The sequence below is a fragment of the Streptomyces sp. NPDC026062 genome (assembly GCF_055568375.1).
In genome coordinates this window covers 80,386-102,167 of record NZ_JBVHOQ010000032.1, presented here as the reverse complement: position 1 = coordinate 102,167, position 21,782 = coordinate 80,386, and the positions used below count along the sequence as shown (strand labels likewise).

At 67.5% G+C, this 21,782-nt stretch carries 26 protein-coding genes; 5 read left to right on the top strand and 21 right to left on the bottom strand.

What is annotated here, in order from left to right:
• Positions 1–499: 499 nt before the first annotated feature.
• A complete protein-coding gene (locus ACZ4LX_RS26810; protein ID WP_467649371.1) occupies positions 500–1,366 on the bottom strand; it encodes a hypothetical protein in 867 nt (288 codons plus the stop codon).
• A 160-nt stretch (positions 1,367–1,526) separates the two neighbouring features.
• On the opposite strand from ACZ4LX_RS26810, the gene ACZ4LX_RS26805 reads away from it, so the two are divergent.
• Positions 1,527–2,000, top strand: a complete 474-nt coding sequence (locus tag ACZ4LX_RS26805; protein ID WP_467649372.1) for a transposase — start codon at positions 1,527–1,529, stop codon at positions 1,998–2,000.
• 95 nt (positions 2,001–2,095) lie between these two features.
• Here the strand turns inward: ACZ4LX_RS26805 and ACZ4LX_RS26800 are convergent, their stop codons facing one another.
• The 5 genes from ACZ4LX_RS26800 to ACZ4LX_RS26780 all read right to left on the bottom strand — a co-directional run bounded on the left by ACZ4LX_RS26800 (position 2,096) and on the right by ACZ4LX_RS26780 (position 5,338).
• A complete protein-coding gene (locus ACZ4LX_RS26800) occupies positions 2,096–3,262 on the bottom strand; it encodes a methyltransferase domain-containing protein (protein WP_467649373.1) in 1,167 nt (388 codons plus the stop codon).
• A complete protein-coding gene (tgmB, locus tag ACZ4LX_RS26795; protein ID WP_467649374.1) occupies positions 3,259–4,242 on the bottom strand; it encodes an ATP-grasp ribosomal peptide maturase in 984 nt (327 codons plus the stop codon). The genes ACZ4LX_RS26800 and tgmB overlap by 4 nt, the downstream gene beginning before the upstream one ends.
• Before the next feature lie 13 nt (positions 4,243–4,255).
• Positions 4,256–4,555, bottom strand: a complete 300-nt coding sequence (locus tag ACZ4LX_RS26790; protein ID WP_467649375.1) for a hypothetical protein — start codon at positions 4,553–4,555, stop codon at positions 4,256–4,258.
• Between the two features lie 214 nt (positions 4,556–4,769).
• Entirely contained in the window at positions 4,770–4,967 is a 198-nt protein-coding gene (locus ACZ4LX_RS26785; protein ID WP_467649376.1) for a hypothetical protein, read from the bottom strand.
• Complete coding sequence (locus ACZ4LX_RS26780) at positions 4,964–5,338, bottom strand: DUF6415 family natural product biosynthesis protein (RefSeq protein WP_467649377.1); 375 nt, start codon at positions 5,336–5,338, stop codon at positions 4,964–4,966. Before ACZ4LX_RS26780 ends, ACZ4LX_RS26785 begins: the two co-directional genes overlap by 4 nt.
• 25 nt (positions 5,339–5,363) lie before the next feature.
• Between ACZ4LX_RS26780 and ACZ4LX_RS26775 the strand changes: the two genes are divergently transcribed.
• Positions 5,364–6,863 carry a Tat pathway signal protein gene (locus ACZ4LX_RS26775; RefSeq protein WP_467649378.1) on the top strand — a complete coding sequence of 500 codons (1,500 nt, stop codon included), beginning with the start codon at positions 5,364–5,366 and terminating at the stop codon, positions 6,861–6,863.
• 17 nt (positions 6,864–6,880) lie between these two features.
• Entirely contained in the window at positions 6,881–7,366 is a 486-nt protein-coding gene (locus ACZ4LX_RS26770) for an SAM-dependent methyltransferase (RefSeq protein ID WP_467649379.1), read from the top strand.
• A 63-nt stretch (positions 7,367–7,429) separates the two neighbouring features.
• Here ACZ4LX_RS26770 and ACZ4LX_RS26765 read toward each other — a convergent pair whose 3' ends face one another.
• Entirely contained in the window at positions 7,430–8,212 is a 783-nt protein-coding gene (locus tag ACZ4LX_RS26765) for a very short patch repair endonuclease (RefSeq protein WP_467649380.1), read from the bottom strand.
• A complete protein-coding gene (locus ACZ4LX_RS26760; RefSeq protein WP_467649381.1) occupies positions 8,209–9,525 on the bottom strand; it encodes a DNA cytosine methyltransferase in 1,317 nt (438 codons plus the stop codon). The genes ACZ4LX_RS26765 and ACZ4LX_RS26760 overlap by 4 nt, the downstream gene beginning before the upstream one ends.
• A gap of 123 nt (positions 9,526–9,648) precedes the next feature.
• On the opposite strand from ACZ4LX_RS26760, the gene ACZ4LX_RS26755 reads away from it, so the two are divergent.
• Positions 9,649–10,503, top strand: coding sequence for an Eco29kI family restriction endonuclease (locus ACZ4LX_RS26755; protein WP_467649382.1), 855 nt, complete (start codon positions 9,649–9,651; stop codon positions 10,501–10,503).
• 66 nt (positions 10,504–10,569) lie between these two features.
• Here ACZ4LX_RS26755 and ACZ4LX_RS26750 read toward each other — a convergent pair whose 3' ends face one another.
• The 13 genes from ACZ4LX_RS26750 to ACZ4LX_RS26690 all read right to left on the bottom strand — a co-directional run bounded on the left by ACZ4LX_RS26750 (position 10,570) and on the right by ACZ4LX_RS26690 (position 20,009).
• The gene (locus ACZ4LX_RS26750; protein WP_467649383.1) at positions 10,570–10,821 is read right to left on the bottom strand and encodes a hypothetical protein; all 252 of its coding nucleotides are present in this window, start codon (positions 10,819–10,821) and stop codon (positions 10,570–10,572) included.
• The gene (locus ACZ4LX_RS26745) at positions 10,818–11,066 is read right to left on the bottom strand and encodes a holin (RefSeq protein ID WP_467649384.1); all 249 of its coding nucleotides are present in this window, start codon (positions 11,064–11,066) and stop codon (positions 10,818–10,820) included. Before ACZ4LX_RS26745 ends, ACZ4LX_RS26750 begins: the two co-directional genes overlap by 4 nt.
• 15 nt (positions 11,067–11,081) lie before the next feature.
• Complete coding sequence (locus ACZ4LX_RS26740) at positions 11,082–11,999, bottom strand: N-acetylmuramoyl-L-alanine amidase (protein WP_467649385.1); 918 nt, start codon at positions 11,997–11,999, stop codon at positions 11,082–11,084.
• 27 nt (positions 12,000–12,026) lie between these two features.
• A complete protein-coding gene (locus ACZ4LX_RS26735; protein ID WP_467649386.1) occupies positions 12,027–12,155 on the bottom strand; it encodes a hypothetical protein in 129 nt (42 codons plus the stop codon).
• Positions 12,156–12,169: 14 nt separating this feature from the next.
• Positions 12,170–13,294: a hypothetical protein gene (locus tag ACZ4LX_RS26730; protein WP_467649387.1), complete on the bottom strand. Its 1,125-nt coding sequence runs from the start codon at positions 13,292–13,294 to the stop codon at positions 12,170–12,172.
• Between the two features lie 18 nt (positions 13,295–13,312).
• Positions 13,313–14,320: a hypothetical protein gene (locus ACZ4LX_RS26725; protein ID WP_467649388.1), complete on the bottom strand. Its 1,008-nt coding sequence runs from the start codon at positions 14,318–14,320 to the stop codon at positions 13,313–13,315.
• Between the two features lie 38 nt (positions 14,321–14,358).
• Complete coding sequence (locus ACZ4LX_RS26720) at positions 14,359–15,270, bottom strand: phage distal tail protein (RefSeq protein WP_467649389.1); 912 nt, start codon at positions 15,268–15,270, stop codon at positions 14,359–14,361.
• On the bottom strand, positions 15,267–17,810 hold the full coding sequence (locus ACZ4LX_RS26715) for a phage tail protein (protein ID WP_467649390.1): 2,544 nt from the start codon (positions 17,808–17,810) through the stop codon (positions 15,267–15,269). The genes ACZ4LX_RS26720 and ACZ4LX_RS26715 overlap by 4 nt, the downstream gene beginning before the upstream one ends.
• A 9-nt stretch (positions 17,811–17,819) precedes the next feature.
• Positions 17,820–18,254 carry a hypothetical protein gene (locus tag ACZ4LX_RS26710; RefSeq protein WP_467649391.1) on the bottom strand — a complete coding sequence of 145 codons (435 nt, stop codon included), beginning with the start codon at positions 18,252–18,254 and terminating at the stop codon, positions 17,820–17,822.
• Positions 18,206–18,538 carry a phage tail assembly protein gene (locus tag ACZ4LX_RS26705; RefSeq protein WP_467649392.1) on the bottom strand — a complete coding sequence of 111 codons (333 nt, stop codon included), beginning with the start codon at positions 18,536–18,538 and terminating at the stop codon, positions 18,206–18,208. Before ACZ4LX_RS26705 ends, ACZ4LX_RS26710 begins: the two co-directional genes overlap by 49 nt.
• A 110-nt stretch (positions 18,539–18,648) precedes the next feature.
• Complete coding sequence (locus ACZ4LX_RS26700) at positions 18,649–19,221, bottom strand: phage tail tube protein (protein ID WP_467649393.1); 573 nt, start codon at positions 19,219–19,221, stop codon at positions 18,649–18,651.
• Positions 19,222–19,297: 76 nt separating this feature from the next.
• Entirely contained in the window at positions 19,298–19,702 is a 405-nt protein-coding gene (locus ACZ4LX_RS26695) for a hypothetical protein (RefSeq protein ID WP_467649394.1), read from the bottom strand.
• Between the two features lie 4 nt (positions 19,703–19,706).
• Positions 19,707–20,009 carry a DUF5403 family protein gene (locus ACZ4LX_RS26690; protein ID WP_467649395.1) on the bottom strand — a complete coding sequence of 101 codons (303 nt, stop codon included), beginning with the start codon at positions 20,007–20,009 and terminating at the stop codon, positions 19,707–19,709.
• A gap of 128 nt (positions 20,010–20,137) precedes the next feature.
• On the opposite strand from ACZ4LX_RS26690, the gene ACZ4LX_RS26685 reads away from it, so the two are divergent.
• Entirely contained in the window at positions 20,138–21,775 is a 1,638-nt protein-coding gene (locus ACZ4LX_RS26685; protein WP_467649396.1) for a GmrSD restriction endonuclease domain-containing protein, read from the top strand.
• Positions 21,776–21,782: the final 7 nt, after the last annotated feature.

Sequence of the window (21,782 nt, the reverse complement as noted above, 5' to 3'; positions counted from 1 at the left end):
ACAGTGGCTCCACACCTACAATCACCACCGCGGACACACCGCGCTCAAGGGCCAACCACCCGCCAGCCGTGTCCCCAACCTCACGGGTCAGTACAGTTAGGCCGTCGACCTCATCACCGAAACCAGACCTCCGACCTACGCATTACGGCACATAGACAGGCAATGCCCGATTTGCCATGATTCCAAGGTCACCCGAAACAAGAAACCCCAGGCCACGGTGAGTGAGTCCTGGGGTTCTTCTGAGCCGCCTTCGGGATTCGAACCCGAGACCTACGCATTACGAGGGAGTTTTAGACTCCCCGGCTCACCTGCGAAAACCTGGCCACAGGCCGTTTGACCTGCGAAAACGGGTCACGGTCTATCACTCGCGATCACGCCCGTTCCCGGCCTCATCCGTACTGAATGTGTACCGGATACGTACCGCGAAGCGGCCCACCGACGAACGGTGACACCTGCCCTGACCTGCGCCCACGCGAGCGCGCCACGGCGGACCACACCATCATGCACCCCGCGCCCGACCACTGCGGCGGTTCCTTCCCTTCGGCTTCCCACAGAGCCGTTGGTGAGCGTCCGCCACCGCTGCGGCGGCGAGTCCGCGAGTGCGCCAGCTTCCCCGAAGTCCGCACGGCACCTTGAACGTGTGGTGTCGCGCTTCCCACCCGGAGACCGTGCGGCCCGACAAGCTGTCGAACCGCGTCACGCCCCCGATGATCTCGCCGTGAAGCCGCAACAGCCATTGACCCTCGAAGCTCGATTCGAGCTGTACGAGGTCATAGCCGTCGCCGAGGTCGGCGGACATGTCCACGGTCCGCGTGACGCGCGCGGGCGGCTCGTCCGGGGGCTGCGGCTCGACCCGAGCCGACTCCACACGGCGGGTGGTGGTCGCGGCGACGCTCGCCAGTCTGCGGCCGCGCGGCTGCGGCTCGGGCGTAACCGCGGGCACCTCCGGCGCGGGCGCCGGCTGCGCCGATTCCTCGGCGGGGGCTGCGGTCCGGATGGTCGCCACGAGGTCGGCCGCGATGCGCTCGATGGTCTCGGGGCTCCCGTCGAGGCCATCGGCCCCGGCGGGTATTGGGCGGCCGTGGCTTATCGCCCCGGCCGCGAGCTCGGCGCGGTGTACGAGGGCGATCGTCAGGGAGATGATGCGGTCCGCCGCACTGCCGTCGCCGATGCGCTTCGGCAACCGGACCAACTGCGGGAGCGGCGCGGTGTCGTGCGGCTCGGTGCGTCGTTGCTCGGCGCTGCGGGCGCGGTACGCCTTGGCCTGGCAGGCGCGGGAGCAGTAGACAGCCGGGCGACCGGTGCGGGCTCGTGGCCGTAAAGGTGCCGGGCAGACGGCGCACGTCGAGCTGTTCGCGTGACTCACGGTTCCCCCTCGTTTCGTCACACGTGACGTTATGCAGCGCGGGTACGGGACCGCCTCACCTGGCGCGGGCTCGTGATGAAACCGCAGCTCGGGAGGCTCGCCCGCCCGCGCCATCACTCCAAGGCCGTGTCCCACACGGCGAGTTGCCCGTTGCACGGACATGGGATCGAACCGTTGGCGATGGATCGTTCCGGACGGTCTTTGGGAGATCGCTCGGCCTTTGCTGCCGCCGCCGAAGGTGCGTCTTCAGAACGGCATGGTGCAGAACGTCGCGGATGAAGACGTATTCGCCGCGATCGTCTACGTACTGACGAGCGGGTGCGCGTGGCGCCACCTGCCGCAGTGCTTCGGGATGGCGAAGTCCACCGCGCAGCGCAGGTTCCGGATCTGGTCCCACGCCGGAGCATGGGACCGACTCCATCAGGCCATACTCGACGGCCGTGTCTCCGGGGAGCTGCTCGACCTCACACGTGTACTTCTCGACTCCGCTCGCGTACGAGCGGACGAGGGGTCGAGCTCTCGGGTTCGAACTCCGTGGGCCGGAGTACACCAGGTGCCGAACTGCCCATCATGTCCACTGCGGCAGGACTGCCCGTCGGCGCCGGCGGTACAGCCTGCGGCGGCGCCGGCATAGACGTGCGAGCGCCCCGACCGATGGACACGGCCGGGGCGCCTTCCCGCGTTGCCCGGACCACCGATGCGCGCCGTCGGTGGCCGTGGAACATACGGTTACACGGTGGTGAGTGGGTGGCGGGGATGATCGAGCCAGAGGTGTTGTCCCTCCGAAGTGACCGTCATGCCGAACCGCTCACGGTCGGGCTGTCCCCACGACACCCACCGTAGGTAGGCATCGGAAACCTCTTCCCACAGATTGCGGTCTCCGTACCAAGTGACGCGGTACTCCGCCTCTCCGGGCACGTAGTCGGCCGCCGCCCACGACCCGCCATCAAGACCGGGCTCGACGAGCAGCAGAGAGAAGGTGCCGGAACCGTCGGTGGACGGGGTCGGAATCCGGGCGACGCCCGGCGCGAGTGCCCCGATCACGAGATCCGCCGCGTACGAGTCCCGCGCCACGGCCCGAGGGTCGAGCCGGGTGACGGCCTCTCGCGCCTCGTCGGCGTGATGCGGCACCCACGTCGCGGTACGGCGCTGAGAGCGGAGCATCATGTACGACGCGAACGAAGGGAACCGCCCTACGGCCTGCCCATCGGCGTTGACGACGAGCCGGGCGAGTTGCCCGTGGCCGTAGTTCGGCGACCATGGCGCGACGATCACCCCGCCCGGTCGGGTCTGCTCCACCCACGCGTACGGGAACCGCTCGACACCGCATGTCACGTGTACCCGGTCGTACGGGCCGCCGTCCGGCCACCCGTCGGTACCATCGCCGACGACCAGTCGCGGCGAGAATCCGGCGGCGGTGATGTTCTTCTCCGCCTGTGCGGCGACCCGTTCGTCAACCTCGATGGACACGACGTTCTGTTCTCCGACTCGGTGGGACAGCAGCGACGCCGTCCACCCGGTGCCGGTGCCGACTTCCAACACCCTGTGGCCGTCATGCACGTCGAGTTCCGTGAGAGTGGTGAACACGATGCCCGGCGCGGAACACGAACAGCTCGGCGTGCCCTTGCCGGTACGCAAGTCTCCGGCGCCGTCGTCGATCTGCGTAACGATCGAGGCGTCTGAGTACACCGCGTTCCACCACCGCGCCCGGTCCTCGTCGCGGTCGATGGCGTAGCCGGGTTCGGGACCGTCGGGCACCGCCCACGCGACGTCAGGCACGAACGTATGGCGCGGTGCGGCTTCGTATGAGGCTCGCCAGGACTCGGGGAGTCGACCAGTCGCGGCGAGATCGTTCGCGAGCGCCCGCGCCTGCCCGTGGTCGGTGATACCCGTCATGTGCCCGTTTCCTTGGTGAGGATGTCGGCGAGTGCGCCGGCGACGCCGATGCCCGTCTCTTCGGCGAGCCAGTCCCATTCGCCGCTCTGGTTGGTCTCCAGGAAGACCCACTGTCCCGCGGTGTCGCGGATGAGGTCCACCGCGCCGAACGCCAGTCCCATCCGCTTGTGCAGCGTCACGAGCTTCGCCGACACGTCGTCGGGCAGCTCGATGACGCGATAGGTGAGCGCGTCGTAGTCCGAGCGCCAGTCGGCTCGGCCCCGCTCGGTCGCCGCGTCGATGGCGACCGTAAAGACGCGGGCGCCGACGACTACCGCTCGCGCCTCGTGGTCCTTGTCCACCTGCTCTTGGAACAGGTGGGCCGTCCGTTCGAGCGATGGGTCAAGCAGATCGTCCGGGTTGGTGATGGGCGACGTGTAGAGGACGCGGATCTGTCCCTCGTCGGCGTGCCAGATGCCGGCGAGCGGCTTGTAGATGATCGGGCGGTCGAGTTCCTTGGCCCACTGGTGCGCGTGCTCGGGCTCGTTGGTGATGAGCGTCTTGGGGATGTTCAGTCCCACCGCCGCCGCGGCGGCCAGTTGCGCGGGCTTGTACTCGGCGCGGGCCGCCGCCACCCGGTCGTTGACCCACCGCGCGCCGTCGAGGGCTTGCAGCACTCCTCCGAAGCCCCGACGGGCCTCGCCGTAGGCGAACTGCTTTTCCGCTCGGTTCATCCCCTCGGGCAGGGTGAATTGGGTGGGGCGCCGGTAGTAGACGCTGCCCACGTCGTCGAGCGGCACGAGGGTGCGGCCCGTGTCGATGGTCGTGAGCGATCCCGACCACGTGTCGGCCGTGGCGATCTCGGCGGACATGCTGACCTTGGTGGGGAAGTCGGTCGCGTCCATGCGGACGACCGGAACGCCGCGAACGGCGAGCTCGGCCGCCACTCGGCCGGCCGTGCGGTCCTCCTCGTCCGTCAGGATTAAGACGGTGCTTGCCATGTCTGCCCCCACCTCAGTCGTCCGAAGTCTCTTCGTTCTGCGGGCCGCTGCCATCCGGGGAACCCTCGCTCGTCTGCGACGACTTGCCCTCGTGCGCGCCTGCGCTCGGGCGGGGGATCTCCAGGAACCGCAGTCCCCAGGGCCGGAACTCGCTCGGCTGGTCGTGGGTGCTCGACAGGATGTGTCGGATGGGGTTGAGCGGGAAGACGTCGCCGACTCGCATCAGCATCCCGCGCGACTCGCCGTCGGGTGAGTGGGTCACGAGGTCCAGTTCCGGTGTGTCGGTGATCCGTTCAGTGATCGGTGTTGCCATCGCGTGTGCCTCTTCCTCGCTCGATGGGTTGCGGTCTCGATGCACCCGTCACTGACGCCCAACAAGGGCGCATCGGTGGTGCTCCGGCTCGACGGTTCGGCGTCCTCGGCGCAGCCGGATCGGTGCCCCACTCGGGCGGCGTCATGGACGAACTTCCGCCGCTCCGAGTGGGAGTCATAGGGCCGAGTGGATACGCGGCGTGCGGGCCATCACGTCACTGACGTGCCTTGTCCCTGGCTTCGAGCGCCTGCGTCAACTGGATGGAGAACAGCTCCATCTGGCTCGGGTCGAGAATGAGCTTCGTGTCCTCCGTGGTGCCGTCACGGCGATGAACCGTGATGGGGAGGAAGGTGCGCTGTGCCGCGTGCTCATAGCGAGCGTCCCGGTTGATCGGGGTCGCGTGGGAGATCATTTGTTCACCTCTTCTGTGACGGTGGCGGAGGCCAACAACTGGCCGCACACCCGAGCGAGTTGCCGCACGTAGATCGCCTGCCCGCTGAGCCCCAGACCAGGGCTTCCGCCGAGCAACGCGCGGGCGTAGTCCACGGGCCCTCGCGCGCTCAGCCACTCCGAGCGCCGACAGACGTCATGGATCAGAACGGCGACATGACCGCGCAACAGGGCGGTGAGTTCGTCGAGCGTGGGGCCGTCGAGCCACACGTCTTCCCGAAGCGCGCGGCCGACGGTCGTACGGATGGTGACCGCGTCGACCGGCAACACCGTCTCGTCGTCGGTCAGTTCGACCGTGAAGCGGCTCGTCGGGTCGCTCTGCGAAGCGCTCACCTGTTACCCCCTGCTCTGGCCGGACGTGACCGATACGCTTAGCGAACCGTGGATCACTGCCCGTGGGTATGCCGTCAAGAGCGGTGGCATGGGGAAAGCGGTGAAAGATCATCTCGCGGAGGGGTGCACCATGGCGCAGACAGCGGGTCGCAATCGGGAGCTCGCGGCCGTCCTCGCCGAAGCGGGATGGTCACACGCGCAAGCCGCAGCGGCCTTCGTCCGCGTGGCCATGGAGAACGACGCCCAAGAGTGCGCGGGAGTCGGGCGATCCCATGTGTCGCATTGGGTGCGCGGAACACGGCCATCGGGCAGAGCGCCGGACATCCTGTGTGAAGCCCTTTCCCGACGACTGGGGCGGGCCGTCACCCCCTCAGAGCTCGGGTTAGCGGGCTCTTCGACTCCCTCAGACGTCGCTCTGGATTGGGGTACGGATACGCTGGCCGCGCTGGCTGATCTCGGGAGAGTCGACGCGGACATGGAACGCAGGCACCTTCTCGGCGCCGCCACGTACTCAGTGGCCGCCCTCGCCCTTCCCGCCGGTTCATGGTGGACGCTGATGGCCGAGCAAGGCAGCACCCGAAGCGCGAGCGCGGGACGCCGAGTCGGCCGCAGCGACCTCGAAGCCGTCCGCGACATGGTCTCGTTCTTCTCAAGAGTCGACCAGCGTCGAGGGGGCGGCCACGCTCGCACCGCCGTCGTTCAGTATTTGCTGTCGGACGTCGCCGGCTACCTGCGCGGCTCCTTCCCGGATGACCGCGTACGACGCGACATGTTCTCGTCGGCGAGCGAACTCGCCTATCTGTCAGGGTGGATGGCCTTCGACAACGCCGAACACTCAACCGCTCAACGTCATTTCTCCGTGGCGGTGAGGCTCGCCGCGGAGGCCGACGATCCGCCGATGGCTGGCCATATCCTGCGCGCGATGGCCCACCAGGCAGTTGACCTCGGGCACAGACAGCAAGCCTTGAATCTGGCCTCCGCTTCGATGGACGGCCAGCGCTACACCTCGGCGAGCCCACGTGAACGGGCCTTGCTCGGCGTCGTGCGCGCCCGGAGCCTCGCCGCGAACGGACAGAAGTCCGATGCTGCCGCAGCGCTCTTGCGCGCCGAGGACGACCTTGCCGCCGCCACGACCGGTGACGACGAACCGAACCGCGTCTTCTTCTTCCAAGAGGCGAGCCTCGCGCACGAGACAGCCTGCACGCTGCGCGACTCGGGCGACCTTGACGGCGCGCTTCGAGAGTTCCGCCGCAGCGTCCGTACACGCAAGTCGTCAACGTTCACTCGCACTCACGCCGTGACCCTCGGCTACCTGGGCACGGTACAGGCGCGCAAGGGCGGCATCGAGGACGCTTGCGCCTCATGGTCACGAGCGCTCGACGCGATGGACGGCGTGCACTCCGCCCGCACCCGCCAGACCGCGATCGACATGCGCCGGGCGCTGTCGCCGTTCCGCAACCGTGGCATACGTGTCGCTGCCGAGGTGGACGCCCGAGCGGCGTCGTACCTCGCTGGAACAACCTGACCGGAAGGAACTTCCCGATGACAGACGCGCCATTCACCGTCGAGCCGATCGCCCACGTGGTCGGCGGGCGAATCGAGCCCACAGACGACTATTGGGGCGGCACTCAGTCGATCATCCGCATCGACGGCGACCGGTTCACCCCTGACGCGGTGAAGGGGCTGGACGAGTTCTCTCATTTGGAGATCGTCTTTCGCTTCCACCTCACCGACCCGGCGGACCTCCACCTCGGCGCCCGCCGCCCGAGGAACAACCCGGAGTGGCCCGAGGTCGGCACCTTCGGCCACCGCAACATGCGGCGGATGAACTGGCTCGGCGTCGGCCGCTGCCGACTGCTGAAGGTCGATGGGCTCGATCTCCACGTTGAGGACCTGGACGCGGTCGACGGCACGCCGGTGCTCGACATCAAGCCCTGGTTCACGGAGATGGGACCGCGCGGCGAGATCCGGCAACCGGCATGGGTTGGCGAAATGCTCGGCCTCTACTACGCCCCCAAGCAAGACTGACCCGTCACCCAAACATGAGAGCGCCCCGCCCTCGGCCTTACGCCGCCGGCGGGGCGCCTCGTGTCACGAGTCGTCGAGTCGGGACCTGACTATCCCGTTGATCCGCTCGGCCGCGATCTCGGGGTCTTCGTGTTCCCAGATCCGCACAACACTCCAACCCCGCGCGTTCAGCGCGGCGTTCGTGTCGGCGTCGCGGACGCGGTTCCCCTCGATCTTCTCTTGCCAGAACTCGGCTCGCTTGGTGGCGGGACGGTGATGCTCGGGACAGCCGTGCCAGTAGCAGCCATCGACGAACACGGCTACACGGGCTTTGGTGAACACGACGTCGGCCGTACGCCGAAGGTCCGCGATCGGCCTTGCCGAGACGCGGTAGCGAAGTCCCTTGCGGTGAAGAGCGGAACGTAGGAGGCGTTCCGGCTTCGTGTCCCGACCCTTGTTCGCGGCCATGACCGCACGCGAGGCGGGCGACGACGCCCACGAGCCGGGCGGCACGGTCTCGGTGGTCACGTATCCGGCGGTACGCGCCATCGCCCACGCTTGCGCCAGGTTGGCGGCGCGAGTCGCCGCGTCCACCTCACCGACATACCGTTCCCGCGTCTCCCCTTCTTGTGACCACCGCAGGTACGCGCGGATGCGGCGAGTGCTGCGGTACAGGCGCAGGGCGATCGACGCGCGCGCGTAACGGCCTTCGCCGACGTCGACGGCTCGCGTGTGGCGGCCGCCGGCTGCTCGGTCCTGTTCAGCCGCTCGGGACTCCCTGTTCATCCCGGCTCTGGGCTTCCACGCCCGATCGGGAGGCATCCGGTCCTTCCAACGCCTCTGCCGATCGTTCGCGGCTTCGGTCACTTCCGCTTCTCCGGGTCCTCCAGGGCCCCGACGGACCTGAGGGCCTCGGCTACGGCGTCCGCGAACACCTTCCCGAGCTTGACCGGCACGGCGTTGCCGAGTTGGCGCATCTTCTCGCCGCGCGGCCCGTCGAGAACCACATGGTCCGGGAAGGTCATGACTCGCGCGGTCTCCCGAACGGTCATGTATCGGTATCCGGTTCCACCCCCGGCGTTGACGAAGTTGACGTTGTCGAGCTGCATGACGGACTCACCGCCCGGCACGCCGTGCACGCCCGCCTTCACGGTCTTCGCGGGTCGGTCCAAGACGTTCGGGGTGTGCCCGGCGTACGTACGCGCTCCCGGCCACCCGAAGTGGTCGGGGATGCCGCCGACTTCGAGCTTGTCCTTGACCGCTTCCTCCGTGACGTACGGAAGCGGCTTCCCCTCGTTCTCGTCGATTCCCGCGATGGCGTCGCGCAGAGTGCGCCACGGCTTCAGCTTCAGCTTTTCCTTGGTCTTCTCGTCCTCGTAGTCGAGTTCGGGAAGGTTGGCGATGACGCGCTTACGGACATCGGCGGGCACCTTCTTGTGCCGCTCTGTCCAGTAGGGTCCGCCTTCGCGCATGGAGTGGATCAACGACTCGTCGGAGTGTGTCTCCTTGGGCATGAACTCGCCCCAGTTCACGTCGAGGTCGGCGCGGAACGCGACGATGATCACTCGATTCCGAATCTGCGGTACGCCATAGTCGGCCGCGTTGACCTCCAACTCCTTCACGACGTAACGCTTCGACGGGTCAACGGTGTCATTGGCGATCAGCTTCTCAAGGTATTCGTTGTGGTCTTCCCACGACGCTTCCTTGTCTCGCTTCTCGAAAGGCAAACGCATTTCGTTCAGAATGTAGTCAAAGTACGACCTGAATGACGGCCGGAGAAGACCCCGCACGTTCTCGCAGATGACCGCCTTCGGCTTCAGCTCCCGAATGGCGCGGAACATCTCCGGGAACATGTTCCGCTCGTCTTCCATGCCCTTGTGGACGCCACCCAGACTGAACGGCTGACACGGTGGCCCACCCGCGAGGACATCGACCTCGTCCGTGACGTGCTCCGCGAAGTCGACGTCACGCACATCGCCCGGCACGAGAGGCCAACCCTTTTCGGGCTCCTTGGGGTCCGGCGGGTTGATCCTCAAGGACTCACACGCCCGCTTGGCGTACTCATTCACCAGGAGCGGACGGAAGCCCGCCGCGTGTACGGCCATCGCGAGCCCACCACCGCCGGCGAACAGCTCGACGCACGTCCCTACCTCTTGGCGTTCTTCTCGCAGCTCAGACATGAGCGAAGCGTACCGCGGAGTTGTTGATCATCGTGGCACATTCCGCAACTTGGTCCGCATGTCCCCCAGAACCACCGGTTAGAGTGACCGTGATCACGCGTTTCACGGAAGATGGGTGCTCGCATGACCGGCCAGTTCAACGATCAGTTCCGCCTCAGCATCACGAGGGCGCTCGGTGATCAGTTGGCGGACGCGCTGGACAACCTGACCCCCGCGCCACTCACTCAGGACAACCTGGACGAGCTGGACGAGCGAGCCAAGATCGAGAAACTTCAGAGCAGGTCCGGGGTCTACCAGCTGCACCAGGGGCCCGATCAGAAGTTGGTCTACGTAGGCAAGGCCGACAAGCCGCTTTCGTCTCGCCTCGGGAATCACCTACGCAAGATTTCCGGTCGCCGAAACATCTCGATCGAAGAGATGACATTCAAGTGCCTGTACGTCGCGGAAGACTTCTCGGCGGTCGCCCCGGAAAAGCTGCTGATCAAAAAGTACAAGGCGTCTGGGCATATTCCCTGGAATGCCAATGGATTCGGCAACAAGGACCCCGGGCAGAACCGGGACAAGACCGTCCTCAAGGCCAATCACTTCGACATGCTGTACCCGATTGACCTTGACCGTACGGTCGAGGGGCTCACGCCGGGCGAACAGAGTCTTGATGATCTGTTGCAGCAGATAAAGCAGGGCTTGCCGTATAATTTCCGCTACAAGGAATCGACGCAATTCAAGAACGTACCCGTATCGGTTCCCAACGCGGAAATGACAGCCGACGGGGTGTTCCGCCTCGTAGCCAGGGAATTGCCCGCAGTCTGGCAGATCAGCACCCTCATGGGGTACACGATCATGTACGACAACCACTCGGAGTACCCGAGCGCGTGGCGGTACTACCGCGGTGACGACGTGCTCGCCGCGCAGCCTGCGGCAAAACCCGCCGACGACGCCAACGAGGATTCAGAGGCGGACGAGGACGGCGAGGCGTAGCAGGCGAGGCCAAAACGACAAAGGCGCCCCTGCCCCGGCATGAGCCGGGACAGGGGCCCTCTGCTGTTACGGGTTACCGAGTTGCCACGCGGCGACGAGGACGGCCGCGACGGCGGCGAGTGCCGCGATCATGGGCCATGGCCACCGGCTGGCTTCGAGGCGGCGGATACGTTCCTCGTGGTCGTCGAGCTGGTCCGTGATGGTGGCGATGCCGTCCAACTTGCCTTCGATCCGGCTCACGCTCTCGCGCACGCCGCGAAGTTCGCCGTACATCTCGGCGGCGGTGATGGTGACGACCGGTGCGGGTTCGTCGGTCACGGGTTGCCCGCTCCCTCCGTGGTTTCGGTGAGGCCGGGGCCGCTGCGTCCCGCACCCGCGGCGGCGAGGGAGGTGAGGACGGACAGGATGGCGGCCGTTGCGGCGAGGGCGAAGCCGCGTTCCCACGGGAGGTTGAGCACTTCCGTGGTGTCGAGCCCGAGCGCGGCTATGAGGGTCTGCGCGAAGGTGCGGACGGCGCGTTCCGCGGTGGCGGTCCAGAACGCGGGGGTGGCGAGGGTGGCCATGCGGGGGTCTCCTGTTCAGTCGGTGACGGTGAAGCCGTGGCGCTTGCCGAGGGCGGCGAGGGAGTTGCGACCGGGGATGCCGTCGGCGTCGCCGCCGGAGTAGCCGCAGCGCTGTTGCCAAGTGGCGTATGCGGTGCGGGTCTTGGTGCCGAACGAGCCGTCCGCCCACCGCGTGGACAGCAGTCCCTCGGCGGACAGGGCGCGCTCGACGAGGGTGACGGCCGTCTTGGCGGTGGTGTGGCCTTGGGCGGCGCTCGGGTCGGTGCGGGCGGCGGCGGTGATGTGGGCGAGGGATACGGCCGGCTTCGGCGTGGTGCCGCCGCCGGACGGCTTCGCGCCGAGTCGCTTGGCGATGCGGGTGCGCATGTCCGGCATGGCGAAGCCCTTGGGGTCGATCTTGGTGTTCGTCCATTCCTTGTGGCCGATCACGGACTTCGCGGTCCAGCCGTGGGCGCGACAGAGGGCGGCCGATGTGCGCTCGATGGCGGCGAGTTGGGCATCCGGCCACGGGTCCTTGCCGTTGCCGAGGTTGACGCACTCGAAGCCGTAGAAGACGCGGTTGCCGTCGGTGTTGTTCTCGTTCGGGCGGGGCGGGGTCGAGCCGTAGTTCTCGGCGACGACCGCGGCGCGTACGTCGCCGTCCCCGGTGCCGGCATGGTTGGCACGGCCATGGCCGACGAGGTGGACGCGGCCGTCCTTGTCGATGACGCCGTGACAGAGCGGGCCGGGCAGGTCGTCGTATCCGTCGAAGCAGATGCGTACGGACGCGTCCGTACCGCTGGTCACGGTGTGGTGGATCACGACGCCGTGGACCGGTCCCCACGGTCCCTTGTGGTTGCGGTTGTGGGTGCGCCATCCGGGATGTTCGACGACGGTGACGTCCTCGGCGCGCAGTGCGTTGACGAGAGCGTCGGCGGACAGGGCCTCAGCCATGGTGCGGACCTTCCTTGCGGGGTGGGATTACTGCTCGTCCTCGGCGTCGGCGGTGGACGCGTCGGCGGGTGGTGCGGGGAGTCGTCCGCGTAGTTCGCGTACGTCCTCTTCGAGGCGGCGGATGCGGTCGAGGAGATCGGGCGGGATCGCGGCCATGGGGCGTGCGCTTTCTAGTCGTCGTTTCCGACATCGCCCGTGGCGGCGGCGTCGAGGATGAGCGAGGCGGTTTCGGGCTGGCCGCGTTCGGGGGCGCGGAGGGTGAAGCCCACGGCGCGGTACCGGCCTGTGAACCCGGCCGAGCTCCACACGTCGGCGATGCGCAGCCGGATCGTGGCGCCGAGGATCGCGGGCGTGAGCTGCGCGGCTTCGAGGTTCACCGTGATTTCGGGGATCACATCGCGGTTCCATGCCTCGCGCAGATCGGCCGTCGCGTGCTCGTCGAGCGTCGCCTTGTCCTTGACGCTCGTGTAATCCGATGTGCCGTCCAGACGTGGCCATCCCTCGTCGAGGGCGCCGGGGATGTAGAGCGCGGCGGACATCAGCGGCCGGTTGTTACTGCCGGAGGTCGCGCCGCGGGAACGCCAGTGGGTGGCGCGGGTGGTGGCGTCGTAGGCGAAGCGGTACGACATCACGGCGCCGGGGAAGTCGAGCACGGTTTCCGCCGGCCCCCGGCTCGCGGTGATCCGCGGATGGCCGAGTTCGAGTTCTCTGACCCGCTCCCCCGCCCTGTCGCGGTAGCAGCGGATACGCCACTCGAAGCCGTTGGATACGGCGGCGAGCTTGTCGAGGGTGTCGCGGATCTTGAGCAGGTCGTACCGGCTGTACTTCCGCGTCCGCCTCACTCCGGACGTGGCGGCCTTGTCGAGGCGGATGCCGATGTCCCCGCCGTCCGATGACTGCGCGAAGTCCACCAGGCGGCGCGCGATCTCGAACTGGTCCACGCCGCTCGCGTTCAGGTCGGCGGTCAACAGCCGGTGGTCCAGGTAGCTGTCGAAGGTGGCGGCTTGGATGTCGGCCTTGGCGGGGGCGCCGCGCGTGGACGAGCCGGGGGCGAGGGTCCATACGATGCCGCCCCACCAGATAGCGCGGTCGCGTTCGATCCACACGGCGGTACGGCCGGGGATCACGGCGGCGGTGATGCGTTCGGCGGTGGCGCGGTCCGGGGCGGTGAGCGAGCCGGAGAACGTGCCGGTCTTGCCAATGTAGTCCTCGATGCTCGCCCCGGAGACGGGGAACGCGTCGCGCACCTGGTCCGTGCGGAGATCGCAGAACAGCGCCCGATAGACGGCGGTCATGTACTGCCCTCCCTCGGGTCAGAGCGGGTACATGAGACCGTTGAGGCTGACCCATGGCGGGGTGTCGCCGGGGTCGTTGAGGAGCGTGGCGGTGCCGTTGCTCCGAAAGTCGATCTTGAGAGCGAGGATCGTGCTGCTCCCCGCGGAGCACGCCACCGCGAGCGTGCGAAGTCCCGTTGGGCGGCCGGTGGTGGGTACGGCGGCGGCGAGGAAGTTGCCGCCACGGGCCGGGGCGCCGCGGGAGTACGTGACGTTCATGCCGCCGCGCCACTGCACGAAGCGGGTACCGATGAGGTCGATGACTCGATAGGCCACGTTGCCGTTGCTGTTGCCGTTGTGGCCGTAGCCCGAGGCGAGTGACGCCTTGGTCCACGGGACGAGTTCGGCGGCGATGCCGACCCATGAGGCACCGCTGTAGCGCTGAAGGCCGGTGCCATTGTCGCGGTACTGCGCCCGGTAGGCGCCCGCCGCGTTTGACTGCGGGATGATCCCGCCCGCCGCCACGGTGTAGCGACGTACGTCGGTGGTGGTCGCGGGGAAGTCGATGCCGCCCGTTCCGGCCGAGACCCGCGCGGCGACCGCCACCCGGTACAGGGCGAGGGCGCCGGCCGGGGTCGGTGGCGTGGCGGGGGCCGCTCCGGGGCTGCCGGGGATGATCTCGACGGCGGCTCGTACCTGGCCGGAATCGTCGTGTGCGGCGTCGTAGACCCGCAACACCACGAGGTCGATGCGCGGATTCGCGGGGTCGCCGTCGGCGAACGTCATGGGCTCGGCGGCGGTGACCGCGACGGGGTAGGCGCCCTGTATCGCGGTGCCCTGCACCACGGCGCGGCCCACGCCGAGGGTGGCGGTCATGGGTCCGGTGGCGTCCAGTGAGAACGGGTCACCGCCGGGGATCACGCCGGGTTGGGTGGTGAGCTCGGCCGCCGGGGTCATGGCGCCGAGCGGGGTCATGCGCGAGTCGTTGCGGGTCTGTCCGCCCGCGAGGTCACCGCGGTTGGTCAGCCATGCCGCCCGTACGGTCATCGTCGTGTCTCTCCCTCGTCGTCGTGGATGGTTCGGGGTCACCACCAGGCGGAGCGCCATAGGACGGTGAGGGCGCCGGCGTCGTTGAATTCCTCGGCGCGGAAGGTGAGCAGCGATTCACCGGGCGGCAGGGTGAACGCCTGCTCGGGGGTGCTGCGCGGGGTCGCGGTGTAGAGGCGCGGGGCGGTGTCGTTGAGCGTGACGGTGCCCTCGCGGGTGTCGATGACGAGCCGGTCCGTGGCGGTCAGCGTGATGTCGTATTCCAGGACGGCGCCGGTCGCCTGATTCGTCACGGCAGGGCGGGTGACGGGGCCGGTGATGGCGAGCACGGGGTAGGTGTCGGCATCGCCGCGGTTGTCGCTGATCACGGCGCCGGGGGTGCCATCCGCGCCCCAATCGAGGTCCCATTCCAGACCTGTCGGGGAATCGGCGGGGTGCCAGTCGAGGCCGGGTTCCGGGACCGGTAGTCCGGTGCGGGCCACCTGCTCGGGGACCTCGTAGCGGCGCGGGTCCGAGCACGTGAATTCGATCGCGCCCGCCGGCTTGCCCCATGTGTAGTCGCGGTTCGCGGGCAGGGTGCGGCGGGTGACGCGCGCCCACATCAGGCGCCGGGTACCAGCGAGTTGGACGACGAGCGGGGTTTCCTCCTGCCGTACGGCGGTCGCCCGCCGCAGGGTGTCGAGGACGGCAGGGAGTCCGGCCGCCCCTCGCGCGTCGTGAATGAGGTAGTCGAAGACGAGGACCCGCACCCCGGCGAGCAGCCAACCGGGCCACGCGCCGTGGGATGCGGGCATCGGGACGGACGCGTCATCGAGGTCGGGCAGGTCGTCCCACCCGGTGAGCTGTCGTCCGTGGATGGGGGTGTCCTCGCCCATCAGGTACGTGCCGAACTGGATCTGTCCGTCCCCGGTGACGAGGACTTCGGCGGGACCGGAGCGCACGAGGATCACCCCCTTCCCTTGGCGAGCCACGCCAGTTCGCGGGCGATGTGTGCCGGGCTCTGGCGTTCCTCGGCGACGAACGTGCCGATCGAGACCATCGGCCCGCGCCCTGCGGGCTCGTCGGCCAGCATCGCGGCGCGCTCGCTCTCGACCTGCGCGGCGAGGGTGGGCCGGTAGGCGGCTACCTCGTCGGTGACCGCGCGGAGCTGCGCGCGCAGGTCGGGGACGGCGGCGGTGATGCCGTCCATGAACCCGGCCATCACAAGCCGTCCGGCCGGGCGCAGGATGCGCGCGTCCCGCTTGGGCGGCCCCTTCCACGAGGTGAGCGAGTCGGTGAGTCCGCCGAGTGAGTCCTTGACGCTGCCGAACATGGACTTGATGCCGTCGATGAACCCGCGCAGTAGGTCCTTACCGGCGTTGAGCAGGACCTTTCCAAGATCGCCAAGGGCCTTGCCGGCGGCGCTCGGCAGGTTCTTGAACCACGCCTTCAGGTCCTCCCACTTGTTCCGCAGTCCGTCGAGCATCCGCAGCAGGCCGGACACCGCGGCGTTGCGCAGCGTCGGGCCGAACTCGACGAGCGCGGACAGCGCCCGGCCGGGCAGTCCGACGAGCCAGGACACGACGGCGGCGATGCCGTTGGCCGCCCACTTGCCGAAGTTCACGAACAGCGTGCGGAAGAACCGCCCGATACCGGCGAGCAGGTCCTTGGCGGCGGACCAGGCGCCGGAGAAGTCGCCGCGCAACAGGTCGGTGACCATCGTCAGGGCGGGTACGAGGATGTTCGTCACGTACGACGCGAGGACGTTCGCGAACAGCGACGCGAGCTGTCCCACGAGGCCGATGATCGGCGTGAGGATGGGCAGCAGTGCGGCGAGCACGCCGCCGATCAGCTCTCCGAGTGCGGCCAGCAACGGGGCTACCGCGACGAGGAGTTGCCCGAGCGATTGGCCGATCTGCGCCAGGGCCGGGGCGAGCGCGGAAATGATCTGCGTCGCGATCGTGACGAGGATCGGCGCGAGCTGCGCGACCAGGGCGAGGAACGGCGCGAGTAGCGCCGGGAGTTGAGCGAGGATCGGTTGCAGTGCGGTACCGAGCGCGGTGACCAACTGGCCGATGACGGGGCCGAGCGAGGCCAGTACGGGGGCGAGGGCACCCGCGAGCATGGTGACGATCTCGGCGGCGATGGGCACCAGATCGGCGAACACCCCGGCCAACGCGGAGACCACCGGGGCGAGTCCGGTACCGAGCGCGGTGACGAGGGTTTCCAGCGCCGGACCGATGGCGGCGAACGCCTGCTGAAGCGGCCCCGCCAGGGCGGAGACCAGGGAGGACAGTAGCGGGAGCGCGGCACGGAGGGCGGCGCCGAGTACCCCGGAAATGACCTGTCCGGCGGCGGCCAGAGTCTCGAAGAGCCCTTGGAAGGCGACTTGCGCTTCCTTGGTTCCGGTGACCTCGGCGAGCGTCTTGGAGACGTCGTTGAGGATGCCGAGGAAGCCGGCGCCCGCGTCGGCGGCGGGGCCGAAGATGTTGCCGACCGCCGTGCCGAGATTCCCGAGGGTGGCGAAGAGCTGCCCGACGAGGGTGACCGCGCGTTCGATGGCGCGCTGTAGTCCGCCGGACTCGAACGCCTTGTTCAGCCGCTCGGATATGCCCTGTGCGGCCGAGCCCGCGCCGGCGGTGAGTTTGGCGAAGCTCGGGCCGGCCGCTGCGGCGATCTGTCCGAGGCCCTGCACCACAAGTCCCGGAACTCCGGCGAGATTGCGAAGTCCGGTGTTCGCCGAGCCCATCGCCTTGCCGAGGGTGCCGGAGTCAGCGAGCTCGACCGCCGCGGCGGCGACGCCCTTACCCATGGTGTTCAGCGCGCCCGCTGTGTCGGTGAGCTGCGTACGCAGCACCGGGAGCACGGACGTGCCGAGCCGCTGCATACTGCCCGCGAGCCCGTCGAACAGCGACTGTTGGACCGACGAGCGCAGACCGTCCCACGCGGGCTTGAGGTTCTGCACCTCGCCCACGAACGCGCGGGCGGAGGGGGCGAGCTTGGCCAGGGCATCGGCATCGCCCTCCAGGGCCTTCGCCACCCCGGCCGTACCGATCTTGATAGCGGCGTTGGCGGAAGCCACCGCGAGCAGTCCGGTTACCGCGACCGCGGCGGCGGGGGCCATCTGCACGAGCCCGCCCACGAGACCGGCGACGTTCGGCACCGCGGTCAGCGCGGCCGTGCGCACGTTGCCGATGGCGCGGACGACGGAACCGAGCCCGCCACCCGCGCCGCCACTGTCACGGCCGAGGTCGCCGAGGGATGCGCGCAGCCCGTCGAGTCCGTCGCGGTCGGCGTCCACCCGGACGTGGATGGTCTCGTCCCGCAACGCGGCGAGGTGCGCGCGTACGTCGGTGGTAAAGCCGGACAGGTCGGCATCGACGCGCACGTCTATGCGCAGCGAGGCTTCGATCCGGTCCAGTGCGCGCCGTAGATCGGTGGCGAAGCGGGAGGTGTCGGGGACGACGCGGACGCTTACGCGGTCCGTCTCGCGCCCTCCGGGGCTTGCCATAGGGAGGGGTCACCTCCTTATGACCGCCCCCTCTCGGGAGGCGCCGAATCGTTGCGCCAGAGCGGCGACGGTGGCCGGGCGCTGCTGCCGCGCATCGGGCCGCGGAAAGCGTTTGGGGCGGCGGACGCGCTTCTTGCTGTTGGTCTGTGCGGTGATCCACGCCGCTTCGCCCACGGCGTCGATAACGGACGCGAGAAGGTGGGTGGAGACGGTCCACCCGCGGTGTTGCGGGCCGCCGCGGACGGCGGCGGCGAAGGCGGATTCGTCGGGCAGTTCCTCCACGAGGGCGAGCAGCAGGCGCGGCGCCACCGGTCGGCTTCCGTAGAGCGCTTCTGTCAGGTCGAGACCGTAGAAGCGGTGGAAGTCGGCGAGCAGCGCCGTGCCGTAGCTGTCGATCAGCTCGCAGAGGCCGAGGCTTCCCCCGGCGAGACCGCCTGTGCCCACTGCTCGAAGAGCACGGCCGCGGTGGCGAGATCACCGCCGATGGCGTCGAGCAGCCGCCGCCCCTGGTCCGGGGTCTTGGCGGCGATCTTGAGCGCTTCGGTGATGGCGTCGGTGTCGCCGGCGGCGGCAAGCTGCTCGATGTCGCCGAGTAGGCTGCGGTCGTCCGCGCTCATGCGCAGCGGGGACCGGAGCGTGACCGTGCCGCCGTCCGGTAGGGCAATGTCGAAGTCTCCGTATCGAGCTTCGGCGGCGCGGCGGATCTCGTCGAGGGTGACGCGGGCCATCGGTGCGGACCTCTCAATTCATGCGGACGCGAACGGATGTTGGGCATGGCAAGGTCGGATGGTGCGGCGGTCCGCGGTGCTCCGCACCACCCGGCCGGCAATCGGCGGGCTTACGAGCCCGGCGGGACGGACAGCGGGAACACGGGGCTGACCTGCTGGGACCAGTCCTGACCGGACATGCCGAGCACGGTGGCCCGCACCGGAAGCCCGGCGAGGGCTTCGGGGTCGAAGCTGATGTCATCGGCGCGCGCGATGGACACCCGCGGGAAGTGGAAGAACATTCCGTTCCCGCCATCCTTGACCAGGACGAACAGTGCCCCTTCGAGCTCTTCGGGGACGTTCGGGGTCTGGAACACCTTGCGTCCGCCCACGTCCACGGTGGTGCCGTTGGCACCCCAGAACGCCCGATAGGCGGCCTCGTCCCACTGCTGAAGTGCGAACGTCACCGTCTCCACGCGCGGGGACGTGACGTTCCTCAGCGTCTTGTTCTGCCAGGTGCCGAGCGTTTCCGTCTCGCCGCCCTCGGACGTGATGCCGAACGGGTCGTCAAGGCTGGTGTGTCCGAGATCGGCCCACGGGGCGGCGGGGTTGACGATGTCGTCGGGGATGGGCTGGCCGGTGGTCGGGGCGAAGTAGTAGTGGCCCACGGCCGGATTGAGTACGGCGTTGTCATCGAGCGGCACGGCGGTGCCCTCCAAAGTTCTCGGGAACGGCGAAGCGCCCCGACGAGAGGTCGAGACGCTTCGGGGTTGGTCCCGCCTACCGGGCGGGACGGACGGTGAGTTCGTAGGTGGCTTGGTAGCGGTACACGCCGTCGGGCGCCCGCTCGTCGGGCAGCAACACGGGGGCCGCGCGCTCGGCGAGGAAGCCGATGGACCCCACGCCGTCGATCACGGTCTGTCCCCGCCAGGCGGTGACGAGTGCGGTACGGGCGGCGTCGGCCAGGTCTTCCGCGCCACGGTCGGTGGCGGCCCACGTCTGCACATCGACGACCGAGCGGGCCAGGAACCGCACGTCCACTGCGGCCCCGCCCACCGGGCAGGCGAGGACGAACGGCAACGGCATCGGCTCGGGCAGAAGCGTGCCCACCGTCGCCCCGTTGAGGGCGGGGCGGAGCACGCCGACGAGGAGATCCGACACCGACGGCAGAATCCGGGCGGGCATCGGATCACCCCCCACGTGCGGCGCGGGTCATCACGTACAGACCCTGCATGGGGCCGACGGTCTGCCCGTTGGCGTTCGTGTAGGCGCTGCGGCCGAACTCGATGGACAGCGCGGCGACATCGACAAGGGACACCACCACATCGGTACGGCCGCGCGTCACGACGATGCGGGAAACGCCTGCCGACCGGTGCTCGGCGAGGTTCGTGCGCGCTGCTGCGGCGATGCGGTTCGCGCGCTCTCGTACGGCTGTTTTCACCCCTGGCATCCGCGCGACCCGTCGGCCGATGTTCGGGTTGACGCTCGCCATCTAGTCTCCCTGCAAGAAGAGTTGGGCCTAGCATCAACAGCGAGGCACAAGGAAGATGAGACACCGCACAGAGCAGAAACCATCATCAATGGGGTTCTGGCTGGGCAGGGGCAGGAAGGGAGCGGGACATGGCAACCCATATGGTCAACCTTGACGCGTTGATCCCACGCGAAGACTTTGAGGCCGTCGCATCTGAGCAGGCAACCCAGACGTCGATCCTCAGCGCCACGATGAAGATCACAGACCTGACCCAAGACAGCCTGATGTACAACGTCTTGAGGAAGCCAGATTTTCAGCGTGAAACAGCGAACTGGGCACCAGAAAAGGTTGCCGAACTAGTCCGCAGCTTCGTCGCCGGAGACTTGATCCCTTCTATCATTTTGTGGCGTTCGCCGACCAGTGGAAATATCTTTGTCATCGACGGTGCACACCGACTAAGCGCACTAGCCTCTTGGGTCCAAGACGACTACGGCGACAAGCACACGTCGATTAGGTTCTTTGACAATGCTATTCCGGATGAACAGAAAAGAGCAGCCGAAGCCACACGTAAGCTCATCGCGGAAAGGGTCGGCTCGTACGCCGATCTGGGACTCGCTCTCAGAAACCCTGACACCACTTCCAAAGAGCAGCTACAGCTCGCCAGAAACCTTGGCGCCTTCGCGATTCACCTGCAGTGGGTTAACGGAGAAGCCGAGAAGGCAGAGAGTTCTTTCTTCAGAATCAACCAACAAGCCACGCCCATCGACCCGACCGAGCTCGAAATGATCAAGGCGCGTCACAAGCCTAACGCGTTGGCGACGCGCGCATTCATTCGCGCGGGAACAGGGCACAAATACTGGTCATCCTTCGACGAGTCAATCCAGTCAGAAATCGAGTCCCTCGCCAAGGATGTCTACAACCTGATTTTCAGGCCGAACCTGGATATGTCAATCCGTTCGGCCGACCTTCCCGTAGCAGGCAGGGGATATTCTGCCGACAGCGTCAAAATGGTCTTCGAGCTTGTAAATTTCGTCAACAAGCTCCACCCAGATATGTGGCGGCCAGAGGTTGGGGCAAGCAAGCGAAGAGGTCGAGCTCAACAGCAGATCAACATTCTGGTCGACGACCCAGACGGCGGAACTACACTTAAATACATGCGGGCAGTAAAAAGAACCGCAGGAAGGATCGCCGGAAACGAACCGGCCTCGCTAGGACTTCACCCTGCGGTCTATTTCTACAGCGCCACGGGGCGATTTCAGCCAGCGGCCTTCCTCGCCGCGACAGCCCTAATCCAGGAACTCTCAGAAAAGAACCAACTCTTCAAATTCACAGACGTCCGCAAGAGGTTCGAAGAGTTCCTGATTGATTACAAGTATTTCCTGAACCAAATCGTGCGCGCAAACGGCAGCCTCCAACGCTCAGTCCCGCCGATTCTGACCATGTATCAGATCATCTTCGAGGCGATGATCGAAGGCGTTGAAGAAGGCGAGATCATAAAGCGCCTGCAGGGCAACAGTGCACTCCGTGCATCGGTGAAGGTCATCACCGATGATGATCGCGTCCATCGCCGAAACTTCTCGGCGGAGACTAAGAATTCGGTATTCTTGAAGGCTGCGCTAGCCGAAGCCACCAGGTGTGAAATTTGCCAGGCGCGCCTCCACTTCAAGTCCGTCACCGTGGACCATAAGATCCGAAAGGAGGATGGCGGAACAGGAGCGATGAGCAATGCGGCCTTGACTCATCCATTCTGCAATTCCGGATACAAGGAAGGGCGACGCGCCAACTAAATCTATC

What these genes read in the sequence shown, in the direction of transcription:
- ACZ4LX_RS26805 (WP_467649372.1), top strand. Translation starts at nt 1,527, where the DNA reads ATGGGATCGAACCGTTGGCGATGGATCGTTCCGGACGGTCTTTGGGAG.
- ACZ4LX_RS26800 (WP_467649373.1), bottom strand. Translation starts at nt 3,262, where the DNA reads ATGACGGGTATCACCGACCACGGGCAGGCGCGGGCGCTCGCGAACGAT.
- tgmB (WP_467649374.1), bottom strand. Translation starts at nt 4,242, where the DNA reads ATGGCAAGCACCGTCTTAATCCTGACGGACGAGGAGGACCGCACGGCC.
- ACZ4LX_RS26790 (WP_467649375.1), bottom strand. Translation starts at nt 4,555, where the DNA reads ATGGCAACACCGATCACTGAACGGATCACCGACACACCGGAACTGGAC.
- ACZ4LX_RS26785 (WP_467649376.1), bottom strand. Translation starts at nt 4,967, where the DNA reads ATGATCTCCCACGCGACCCCGATCAACCGGGACGCTCGCTATGAGCAC.
- ACZ4LX_RS26770 (WP_467649379.1), top strand. Translation starts at nt 6,881, where the DNA reads ATGACAGACGCGCCATTCACCGTCGAGCCGATCGCCCACGTGGTCGGC.
- ACZ4LX_RS26760 (WP_467649381.1), bottom strand. Translation starts at nt 9,525, where the DNA reads ATGTCTGAGCTGCGAGAAGAACGCCAAGAGGTAGGGACGTGCGTCGAG.
- ACZ4LX_RS26755 (WP_467649382.1), top strand. Translation starts at nt 9,649, where the DNA reads ATGACCGGCCAGTTCAACGATCAGTTCCGCCTCAGCATCACGAGGGCG.
- ACZ4LX_RS26745 (WP_467649384.1), bottom strand. Translation starts at nt 11,066, where the DNA reads ATGGCCACCCTCGCCACCCCCGCGTTCTGGACCGCCACCGCGGAACGC.
- ACZ4LX_RS26740 (WP_467649385.1), bottom strand. Translation starts at nt 11,999, where the DNA reads ATGGCTGAGGCCCTGTCCGCCGACGCTCTCGTCAACGCACTGCGCGCC.
- ACZ4LX_RS26735 (WP_467649386.1), bottom strand. Translation starts at nt 12,155, where the DNA reads ATGGCCGCGATCCCGCCCGATCTCCTCGACCGCATCCGCCGCCTCGAA.
- ACZ4LX_RS26730 (WP_467649387.1), bottom strand. Translation starts at nt 13,294, where the DNA reads ATGACCGCCGTCTATCGGGCGCTGTTCTGCGATCTCCGCACGGACCAG.
- ACZ4LX_RS26725 (WP_467649388.1), bottom strand. Translation starts at nt 14,320, where the DNA reads ATGACCGTACGGGCGGCATGGCTGACCAACCGCGGTGACCTCGCGGGC.
- ACZ4LX_RS26715 (WP_467649390.1), bottom strand. Translation starts at nt 17,810, where the DNA reads ATGGCAAGCCCCGGAGGGCGCGAGACGGACCGCGTAAGCGTCCGCGTC.
- ACZ4LX_RS26705 (WP_467649392.1), bottom strand. Translation starts at nt 18,538, where the DNA reads ATGGCCCGCGTCACCCTCGACGAGATCCGCCGCGCCGCCGAAGCTCGA.
- ACZ4LX_RS26695 (WP_467649394.1), bottom strand. Translation starts at nt 19,702, where the DNA reads ATGCCCGCCCGGATTCTGCCGTCGGTGTCGGATCTCCTCGTCGGCGTG.
- ACZ4LX_RS26690 (WP_467649395.1), bottom strand. Translation starts at nt 20,009, where the DNA reads ATGGCGAGCGTCAACCCGAACATCGGCCGACGGGTCGCGCGGATGCCA.
- ACZ4LX_RS26685 (WP_467649396.1), top strand. Translation starts at nt 20,138, where the DNA reads ATGGCAACCCATATGGTCAACCTTGACGCGTTGATCCCACGCGAAGAC.